The 6794-nt window shown below is 71.4% G+C and carries 3 protein-coding genes; all 3 read left to right on the forward strand.

Features of this window, described 5'->3' with window-relative positions; genetic code table 11:
• Positions 1-231: 231 nt before the first annotated feature.
• Complete coding sequence (gltB, locus tag H488_RS30325) at positions 232-4902, forward strand: glutamate synthase large subunit (RefSeq protein ID WP_017833963.1); 4671 nt, start codon at positions 232-234, stop codon at positions 4900-4902.
• A complete protein-coding gene (locus H488_RS30330) occupies positions 4895-6358 on the forward strand; it encodes a glutamate synthase subunit beta (RefSeq protein WP_031283259.1) in 1464 nt (487 codons plus the stop codon). Before gltB ends, H488_RS30330 begins: the two co-directional genes overlap by 8 nt.
• Positions 6359-6629: 271 nt before the next feature.
• On the forward strand, positions 6630-6794 hold a 165-nt coding region (locus H488_RS36650; RefSeq protein ID WP_237740452.1), incomplete at its 3' end, for a pyruvate kinase.

Below are 6794 nucleotides of genomic sequence, written 5' to 3' on the forward strand. Positions count from 1 at the left end.
TTTCCAGCGCCTGACCGGCGGACGGGTGAACCACGTCCACCGCTCCGGTGCACGCCACGATCGTCCATCGTCGGACATTCCTGGAACGGGGCCCTTCCGCCGCCCGGCACCTCTTCGACCACTGCTCGAGGACGTCGGCGGCAGCTCACGATCCGGCGGCACCTCCCGACCGGAGCTCTGCCGCGGGGGCCGCTCCTGTTGACCGCATCCCATGGTGAGGAGACGTCAGTCATGACCTCTACCCCGGCCGGCACCCCCGGTGACACTTCCGCCCAGGTGGGCACGGACCCGCGTCCGGCCGATCCCGCCGAGACCGCGCAGGAGCAGCCGGAGTCCCCGTTCGAGCAGTTCTCCAACGCGCCCGAGGAGCAGGGCCTCTACCACCCGGACGAGGAGAAGGACGCGTGCGGCCTCGCCGTGGTCGCGACCCTCAACGGCGCCCCGAGCCACGAGATCGTCGACGCGGCGCTGACGGCGCTGCGCAACCTGGAGCACCGCGGCGCCGTGGGCGGCGACGAGGGCACCGGTGACGGCGCCGGGCTGCTGACCCAGCTGCCGGACGCGTTCTTCCGCGCCGTGCTGGACTTCGAGCTGCCGCCCCTGGGCGGCTACGCCGTGGGCACCGCGTTCCTCCCGCACGGCGGGGAGAACGCGGAGCGGATCCAGGGCGCCCTCGAGGAGCTCGCGCGCTCCGAGGATTTGCAGGTCCTCGGCTGGCGGCCCGTCCCGATCGCCGAGTCCGTGGTGGGCCGGTCCGCGCGGGAAGTCATGCCCTACTTCGTGCAGCTGTTCGTGGCCGAGACCACGCCGGCCCCCGAGGACGAGGCCGCCCGGCGGCGCCTGGACCAGAAGGCGTTCCGGCTGCGCAAGCGCGCCCAGAACCGGTCCGGCGTCTACTTCCCCTCGCTGTCCTCGCGCACGATCGTCTACAAGGGCATGCTGACCACCCAGCAGCTCGAGCCCTTCTACCCGGACCTGTCCGACGAGCGGTTCACCACCGAGCTCGCGATCGTGCACTCCCGGTTCTCCACCAACACCTTCCCCTCGTGGCCGCTGGCCCAGCCCATGCGCACGCTCGCGCACAACGGCGAGATCAACACCGTCAAGGGCAACCGGAACTGGATGCGCGCCCGCCAGTCGCAGCTGAAGTCCCCGCTGCTGGGCCGCAACCCCGAGGAGCTGTTCCCGATCTGCTCGGAGGGCGCCTCCGACTCGCAGTCCCTGGACGAGGTCGCCGAGCTGCTCGTGCTCTCCGGCCGGCCGGTCACCCAGGCCATGATGATGATGATCCCGGAGGCCTGGGAGAACCACGAGACCATGGACCCCGCCCGCAAGGCGTTCTACCGCTACCACGCCTCCTTCATGGAGCCGTGGGACGGGCCCGCCGCGGTGGCCTTCACCGACGGCGTGCAGGTCGGGTCCCTGCTGGACCGCAACGGGCTGCGCCCCGGCCGGTTCTGGGTCACGGACGACGGCCTGGTCGTCTTCGCCTCGGAGGTCGGCGTCGTCGACGTCGGGGACCGCAAGATCGTGCGCAAGGGCCGCGTGTCCCCGGGCACGATGTTCCTCGTGGACACCGCGCAGGGCCGGATCGTCGAGGACGCCGAGATCAAGGCCCAGATCGCCTCCGCCGCCCCGTGGGAGGAGTGGGCCGACAGCAACATCGTCGACATCACGGACCTCCCCGAGCGCGAGCACATGATCCACCCGCGCTCCTCCATCACCCTGCGCCAGAAGACCTTCGGGTACACGCAGGAGGAGCTGAAGATGATCGTCGGACCCATGGCGGCCAAGGGCGCCGAGCCCATCTACGCGATGGGCACCGACACCCCGATCGCAGTGCTCTCCGAGAAGTCCCGCACCCTGTTCGACTACTTCGTGCAGTCCTTCGCCCAGGTCACCAACCCCCCGCTGGACGCCATCCGCGAGGAGCTCGTCACGAGCCTGCGCGGCTCCGTGGGCCCCTCCGGCAACCTGCTGACCACCGAGCGGGTCCGCACCCGCCAGGTCGCGGTGGACTTCCCGGTCATCGACAACGACCAGCTCGACCAGTTCCTGCACCTCGAGGGCGAGGACGGGATGCCCGCGGCCCTCAAGGTCCGGGGCCTGTACCGCCCCGACGGCGGCGCGGAGTCCCTGCGCGCCCGGATCGCGGAGATCTGCGAGAAGGTCTCCGCGGCCGTGGCCCGCGGCGTCGAGTACGTGATCGTCTCCGACCGCGACTCCAACGGCGCGTGGGCCCCGATCCCGTCGCTGCTGCTCACCTCGGCCGTGCACCACCACCTCCTGCGCTCCGCGACCCGCACCAAGGTGGCGCTGGTCGTGGAGGCCGGCGACGTGCGCGAGGTCCACCACGTGGCGCTGCTCATCGGCTACGGCGCGTCCGCGGTGAACCCCTACCTGGCGATGGAGTCCGCGGAGGAGCTGGTCCGCTCGGGCGACCTCACCGGGATCACCACCGAGCACGCGGTGCACAACCTGATCAAGGCCCTGGGCAAGGGCGTGCAGAAGATCATGTCCAAGATGGGCATCTCCACGGTCTCCTCCTACTGCGGCGCCCAGGTCTTCGAGGCCCTCGGCCTGTCGCGCGAGCTCGTGGACGACTACTTCACCGGCACCCACACCCAGATCGGCGGCATCGGCCTCGACGTGATCGCGGAGGAGACGGCCTCCCGCCACCGCCGGGCGTACCCGGCGGACGGCGTGACCGAGCCCCACCGGGACCTCGAGACCGGCGGCGAGTACGACTGGCGCCGGGACGGCCCGCCGCACCTGTTCAACCCCCAGACCGTCTTCCGGCTGCAGCACGCCACCCGCACCGGCCGCTACGACATCTTCAAGTCCTACACGAAGCTCGTGGACGACCAGACGAAGAAGCTGCTGACCCTGCGCGGGCTGCTCGGCTTCACCGCGGACCGCAAGCCGGTGCCGCTCGAGGAGGTCGAGCCCGTCAGCTCGATCGTCAAGCGCTTCCAGACCGGGGCGATGAGCTACGGCTCCATCTCCCAGGAGGCGCACGAGACCCTGGCGATCGCGATGAACCGGCTCGGCGCGAAGTCCAACACCGGTGAGGGCGGCGAGGACGTCGACCGGCTGCTCGACCCGCAGCGGCGCTCGGCGATCAAGCAGGTGGCCTCCGGCCGGTTCGGCGTCACGAGCCTGTACCTGACCAACGCCGACGACATCCAGATCAAGATGGCCCAGGGCGCGAAGCCCGGCGAGGGCGGCCAGCTCATGGCCCAGAAGCTGTACCCGTGGATCGCCCGCACGCGCCACTCCACCCCGGGCGTGTCCCTGATCTCGCCGCCGCCGCACCACGACATCTACTCGATCGAGGACCTGGCGCAGCTGATCTACGACCTCAAGCGCTCCAACCCGCAGGCCCGGGTGCACGTCAAGCTGGTCTCCGAGATCGGCATCGGCACCGTGGCCTCGGGTGTCACCAAGGCCAAGGCGGACGTGGTGCTCGTCTCCGGGCACGACGGCGGCACGGGCGCGGCCCCGCTGAACTCCCTCAAGCACGCCGGCGCCCCCTGGGAGCTCGGCCTCGCCGAGACCCAGCAGACGCTGATGCTCAACGGGCTGCGGGACCGCGTGGTCGTCCAGGCGGACGGGCAGATGAAGACCGGCCGGGACGTGATCGTCGCCGCGCTGCTCGGCGCGGAGGAGTTCGGCTTCGCCACGGCGCCGCTGATCGTCGAGGGCTGCATCATGATGCGCAAGTGCCACCTGGACACCTGCCCGGTGGGCGTGGCCACCCAGAACCCGGAGCTGCGCAAGCGGTTCACGGGGCGGGCCGAGCACGTGGTGAACTTCTTCGAGTTCATCGCCGAGGAGGTCCGGGAGTACCTGGCCCAGCTCGGGTTCCGCTCGATCGAGGAGGCCGTCGGGCACGCCGAGGTCCTCGAGACCAAGGACGCCATCGACCACTGGAAGGCGCACGGGCTGGACCTCTCGCCGATCCTGCACTCCACGGTGCTCGAGCACCGGGGCGCGGCGGTGCGCAACATGCGCGGCCAGGACCACGAGCTGGAGAAGCATTTCGACAACGAGCTGATCCGGCTCTCCCGGGCCGCCCTGGAGAAGCGCGAGCCCGTGCGGATCCAGCAGCACATCATCAACACGGACCGTGCGGTCGGCACGATGCTCGGCCACGTGGTGACGCGGACGTTCGGCACGGACGTCCTCGCCCACGACACCATCGACGTGACGCTCACGGGCCAGGCCGGCCAGTCCCTCGGCGCGTTCCTCCCGCAGGGCATCACCCTGCGGCTCGAGGGCGACGCCAACGACTACAGCGGCAAGGGCCTGTCCGGGGGGCGGATCATCGTGCGCCCCGAGCGGGACGCGGTGTTCGAGGCCTCCGAGAACGTCATCGCGGGCAACGTGATCGGCTACGGCGCCACGAGCGGGGAGATCTTCCTGCGCGGCACCGTGGGCGAGCGGTTCCTGGTGCGCAACTCGGGCGCCACGGCGGTGGTCGAGGGCATCGGCGACCACGGCTGCGAGTACATGACCGGCGGCACCGCCCTGGTGCTCGGCCGCACGGGGCGCAACTTCGGCGCCGGCATGTCCGGCGGCGTGGCCTACGTCATCGACCTCGCCGAGACCTCGGTCAACAAGCAGGCGCGCGACGGCGGCGAGCTGCAGCTGCTGCCCCTGGACGAGGCGGACGCCGAAGTCGTGCTGGCGCTCATCACGAAGCACGCCGAGGAGACGGGCTCCGAGCTCGCGGACCGGCTCCTGGCCGACCCCGTGGCCACGCTCGGGCGTTTCACCAAGGTCCTGCCGCGGGAGTACGCCGCCGTGCAGGGCATCCGCGAAGAGGCCCGGACCCAGGGGCAGGACCCCGACGGCGACGAGGCCTGGCACAAGATCCTGGAGGTGACAACCCGTGGCTGATCCGCGCGGTTTCATGAAGGTGACCGAGCGCGTCGACCGCCCCAAGCGGCCGGTGCCCGTCCGGATCATGGACTGGAAGGAGGTCCAGGAGGCCCAGGACCGGGGGGTCCTGCAGAAGCAGGCCGGCCGGTGCATGGACTGCGGGATCCCCTTCTGCCACGAGGGCTGCCCCCTCGGCAACCTGATCCCCGAGTGGAACGACCTCGTGTGGCGGGGCCTCGACGCCGAGGCGGTCGAGCGCATGCACGCCACCAACAACTTCCCGGAGTTCACCGGGCGGGTCTGCCCGGCCCCGTGCGAGTCCTCGTGCGTGCTCGGCATCAACCAGCCGGCGGTGACCATCAAGCAGATCGAGTACTCGATCGGGGAGATGGGCTTCGACGAGGGCATCGTCAAGCCGTACGTGCCCCAGCGCCTGGTCGGCAAGACCGTGGCGGTCGTGGGCTCCGGGCCCGGCGGCCTCGCGGTCGCCCAGCAGCTGACCCAGGCCGGGTTCACGGTGGCGGTCTACGAGCGCGACGACCGCATCGGCGGGCTGCTGCGCTACGGCATCCCCGACTTCAAGATGGAGAAGGAGGTCCTCGACCGGCGCCTCGACGTGATGCGCGCCGAGGGCACCCGCTTCCGCCCCGGGGTGGAGATCGGCAAGGACATCACCTGGGACCAGCTCAAGCGCCGCTACGACGCCGTGGTGGTCGCCACCGGCGCCACCCGGCCGCGGGACCTCGAGATCCCGGGCCGGGACCTGGACGGCGTCCACTTCGCGATGGACTACCTGGTGCAGGGCAACCGCGTGGTGGCCGGCGACGAGGTCGAGGACCAGATCTCCGCGGCGGGCAAGCACGTCATCGTCCTGGGCGGCGGCGACACCGGCTCGGACTGCATCGGCACCGCCAACCGCCAGGGCGCGGCGTCGATCACGTCCCTGGCGATCGGGCGCAAGCCCGCCGCGGACCGCTCCGACGCCGACCCGTGGCCGATGATGCCCAAGGTCTTCGAGGTCTCGACCTCCCACGAGGAGGGCGGCGACCGCACCTACATGGCCTCCACCGTGGAGTTCGTGGGGGAGGGCGGCAGGCTCACCGGCCTGAAGGTCGCCGAGACCGAGTACCTGCCCGACGGCCGGCGCGCCCCCAAGGGCGGCACCGAGCGGGTGATCCCGGCGGACCTCGTCTTCCTGGCCCTGGGCTTCACCGGCAACGAGTCCGAGGACATCACCGAGCAGATCGGCGCCGAGCTGGACGGCCGGACCAACCTGGCCCGGGACGACCGGTACATGACCAGCGTGGACGGCGTCTTCGCGTGCGGCGACGCCGGCCGCGGCCAGTCCCTCGTCGTCTGGGCGATCGCCGAGGGCCGCGCCTGCGCGGCCGCCGTCGAACGGTTCCTCATGGGCTCGACCCGTCTGCCCGAGCCCGTGGCCCCGACCGACCGGGCCATCGACCTCACCCTGTAGGACGGCACCGGGCCCCACGGTCCCGCGGCGCGGGCCGCCCCCTTCCGAGAGGGAGGGGGCGGCCCGCGCCGTCGCACGTCCGGGGCAGGCCGACGGGCCGGGCGCCTCGACACCGGCGGCGGCGTTGGTAGGCTGGGAACGACCTCCCGCCCCAGGGCGGACATCCAGGCAGTGCGGCCGGGAGCTGCGTCGTGTCCTGCGCGACGGAGCCCCCGGCCGCAGTGCTGTGCGCGTCCTCCCCGGTGGCATCCCTCGACCCAAGGCGGCACACATGCGACGAGCAAAGATCGTGGCCACGATCGGCCCGGCCATCTCCTCGTACGAGAACCTCTCCCAGGCGATCCGGTCCGGCATGAACGTGGCCCGGCTCAACATGAGCCACGGCGACCACACGGTGCACGACGCGTCCTACGAGAACCTGCGGCGCGCCTCGGCG

Source organism: Kocuria sp. UCD-OTCP, assembly GCF_000349605.1.
GTDB classification, from domain to species: Bacteria; Actinomycetota; Actinomycetes; order Actinomycetales; family Micrococcaceae; genus Kocuria; species Kocuria rosea.

Bases quoted from the DNA above. Each gene is read 5' to 3' on its own strand.
- gltB (WP_017833963.1), top strand. From the start codon at position 232: ATGACCTCTACCCCGGCCGGCACCCCCGGTGACACTTCCGCCCAGGTG.